Here is a 3,336-nt window from a genome sequence, read left to right as displayed (position 1 = left end):
CTACTGGTCCGATCCCTATGACCGCGCCATGTCGATCAAGGGGCTGCGACTGGCGCGCCAGATCATGCGACAGAAGGCGCTTGCCCCTTACGTGCTGCGCGAAGTGCTGCCCGGGCCGTCGCTCGCCAGCGACGACGAGCTGTTCGACTATGCCTGCCGCACCTCCAAAACCGACCATCACCCGGTTGGCACCTGCCGCATGGGCCATGACGACATGGCCGTGGTGACACCGGATCTGCGGTTGCGCGGCATCGAGGGCCTGCGCGTTTGCGACGCCTCGGTGATGCCGCGCGTGCCTTCATCCAACACCAATGCGCCGACAATGATGGTCGGTGAAAAAGGAGCCGATCTGGTCCTCGGCCGCGAGCCGCTGCCGCCGGCGGTGTTTTCCGGAAACCGGGCTGCTTAGCCGCTGAGGAGCAAGACATGATCAGGCACTGTGTTTTCGCTAGATTTCGCAATGATGTCGCCGCTACCGAGCGCACGGCGGTCCATGCCGATCTCGAGGCGCTGCGACAGCTGATCGACGGCATGGACGCCGTAAAATTCAGCGCCAATGTCAGCCCCGAGCCGTTCGCACGCGGCTTCACCCATGGCTTCACCATCGACTTCCGCGATGCTGCCGCGCGCGATGCCTATCTTGCGCATGAAGCGCACCAGCGCGCCGGCGCACGCCTGGTCGCTGCCCTGGAAGGCGGCACGGACGGGCTGATGGTGTTTGATCTCGAAATCTAGACTCACCATCAAGCCACGATCGAGTTCATCGACAGATGGCACCGGTCGCTCCTCATCGCACCTCAGGGGCGTTCGATCAAATGAGCCGCGCGAAAAAGTGACCACCGGTCTTCCCTGAACTGGCTGATAATTCCTCACATCGATGATGGTGGAGGAGGAAGATTTGCCCCTTAATTCGCAGCAGAAGAAGACCGTCCTCGCCTCGTTCCTGGGCTGGACGCTCGATGCTTTCGATTTCTTCCTTCTGACATTCCTGCTCACCGATATCGCGACCGAATTCCACGCCGACGTGCCCGCGGTCTCCAAGGCGCTGTTCCTGACCTTGGCCACACGCTTCATCGGCGCGTTCTTCTTCGGCATGCTTGCCGACAAGTACGGGCGCAAGCCGATCCTCATGCTCAACATCGTGAGCTATTCGGTGATCGGCGCGCTGGCCGCCTTCTCACCCAATCTCGGCATCTTCCTCGCCCTGCGCGCGCTGTTCGGCATCGCCATGGGCGGCGAATGGGGGCTTGGCAGTTCGCTGGCCATGGAATCCATTCCGCCGAGCGCACGCGGCATGGTCTCCGGCATCCTGCAATGCGGCTATCCGGCCGGCTATCTGCTGGCGGCGGTGGTCTATGGCCTGCTCTATCAGCAGACGATCGGCGGCTACACGATCGGCTGGCGCGCCATGTTCCTGCTCAGCTTCGTGCCGGCGCTGATTGTGCTCTTCATCCGCTCGCATGTGCCGGAATCGCCGGCCTTCGTCGAAGCGCAGAAGACGGCTCGACCGGGCATGTGGGAAACCCTGCAGAAACACTGGGGTGTCGCGCTCTATGCCGTCGTGCTGATGATGTTCTTCAATTTCTTCAGTCATGGCACGCAGGACCTCTACCCGACCTTCCTGAAGAAGCAGCACGGCTTCGATCCGCATACGGTGAGCTGGATCACCATCGTCGCCAATATCGGCGCCATCGTCGGCGGCCTGGCATTCGGCGCGCTGTCCGAAAAGATCGGCCGCGTCAACGCCATCACGCTGGCCTGCCTGATCGCCTTGCCGTCGATCCCGCTATGGGCCTACTCGACCACGCCGTTCATGCTCGCCATCGGCGCCTTCGTCATGCAGGTCGCGGTCCAGGGCGCCTGGGGCGTCATCCCCGTGCACCTCAACGAGCTTTCGCCCGGGGCGGTGCGGGCGACCTTGCCCGGCTTTATCTATCAGGCGGGCAATCTCGCCGCGTCCTATGGCGGCCCCTATCAGGCAGGAATCGCGGAAAGCGCCGGAGGCAGCTATGGCTATGCCCTGGCGCTGTTCGCAGGCGTGGTCGCCATCTGCATCATCGTCGTCATCCGTTTCAGTCCGGAACGACGTGGCCAGTTGATGACCGTACTCAATTAGGGTCGAAATCAGCCGAGCCTGAGCGCAACGACACCGGCGACGATGCTGAGCGCGGCGGCACCGCGCCAGCCGGTCATTTTTTCGCCGAGAGCGAAGACCGAGATCATCATGGCAAACAGGATCGAGGTTTCGCGCAGCGAGGCCACGGAGGCGATCGGCGCCTTGGTCATCGCCCACATGACGATCCAGTAGGCGGCGCCGCTGAGCACGCCCGTGAACAGCCCTGCCTTCCAGTCGCGCGCCAACACCGGCAGCGCCTTCGGCCCGCGGAAGATGAGGCACAGCACCAAGGCGCCAAAAGCATCGCAGATGAACAGCCAGGCTGCATAGCTCTGCGCGGTTGCCGCCAGCCGTGCGCCGCTGCCGTCGGACAGCGTGTAACTGGCAATGAAGATGGAAGTGCCCAGTGCGAAGCCAACCGCGCGCAGATTGAGTTTTTCCAGATGTGCGCCGCCACGAAACGACATCACCAGCGTGCCGGCCGACAACAGGAAGATGCCGAGCATGGCGAACGGGCCGGGAATCTCGGCAACGACGAACATGCCGCCAAAGGCCGAGAGCAGAGGTGCGGTGCCCCGCGCCAGCGGATAAGTCTGGGCGAAATCGCCGGCCTTGTAGGCGCCGATCAGGAAGGTGCGGTAGCCCATGTGGAAAATGACGGAGGCGATGATGTAGGGCCACACCTCCGCCTTCGGCACTTCGACGAAGGGCAGCACCACGAGTGCCGCCGCGCCCATGCCGAGCGTCATCAGCGTGATCGACAGGAAGCGGTCGAGATGGACCTTGACCAGCGCGTTCCAGATCGCGTGCATGGCGGCGGCGGCAAGCACTGCGAAAAAGACGAAAAGCGTCATGTGGCAATGCCGGGCGTTTCCAGGTCGATGTCGACCCGCAACGGAAAATGATCCGACGCAACCTCGTCGATATCGGCACAGATCGAACGCACCCGCCCGGCGAACATGCCGCCGACGAAGCAATGGTCGAGCCGGCGCTTTGCCAATCTGCCGTCGATGGTCTTCACATGGGTGTGGAAGTCCGGAACTGGCTCCCCGGCAACGGCGGCGGCATCGACGAAACCGCTGAGATAGGCGGCACCCCGATGGTAGGGCGTGCTGCCGACGATGCGGCGATATTCGGCGCTGCCCGGCTCCATGTTGAAATCGCCCATCCAGATCGCCGCCAGCGGGTTTTCCGGCTCCGCTTCGCCGCTGGTCCAGTTG

Annotated in this window: 5 protein-coding genes; 3 read left to right on the top strand and 2 right to left on the bottom strand. The window is 63.2% G+C overall.

The annotated features are described in order from the left end of the window. The 3 genes from EN879_RS29145 to EN879_RS29135 all read left to right on the top strand — a co-directional run. A partial coding sequence (locus EN879_RS29145) for a GMC oxidoreductase (protein ID WP_245493879.1) occupies nt 1–409 on the top strand: 409 nt, incomplete at its 5' end. Nucleotides 410–426: 17 nt separating this feature from the next. Then, nucleotides 427–735, top strand: a complete 309-nt coding sequence (locus EN879_RS29140; protein ID WP_063168958.1) for a Dabb family protein — start codon at nt 427–429, stop codon at nt 733–735. 163 nt (nt 736–898) lie between these two features. Beyond that, nucleotides 899–2,116, top strand: coding sequence for an MFS transporter (locus tag EN879_RS29135; RefSeq protein WP_024502755.1), 1,218 nt, complete (start codon nt 899–901; stop codon nt 2,114–2,116). Nucleotides 2,117–2,124: 8 nt separating this feature from the next. On the opposite strand, the gene EN879_RS29130 is transcribed toward EN879_RS29135, so the two are convergent. Together EN879_RS29130 and EN879_RS29125 are read right to left on the bottom strand one after the other, a co-directional pair. Then, nucleotides 2,125–2,970: an EamA family transporter gene (locus tag EN879_RS29130; protein WP_013529691.1), complete on the bottom strand. Its 846-nt coding sequence runs from the start codon at nt 2,968–2,970 to the stop codon at nt 2,125–2,127. After that, nucleotides 2,967–3,336: endonuclease/exonuclease/phosphatase family protein (locus EN879_RS29125; protein ID WP_348631506.1), on the bottom strand; the 370-nt coding region annotated here is incomplete at its 5' end. The genes EN879_RS29130 and EN879_RS29125, both read right to left, overlap by 4 nt.

The organism is Mesorhizobium sp. M7A.F.Ca.AU.002.02.1.1 (assembly GCF_003998535.1).
Taxonomy (GTDB): Bacteria; Pseudomonadota; Alphaproteobacteria; order Rhizobiales; family Rhizobiaceae; genus Mesorhizobium; species Mesorhizobium ciceri.
The sequence above is the reverse complement of the archived record's forward strand: the minus strand, read 5'-3'. Positions and strand labels throughout refer to the sequence as shown.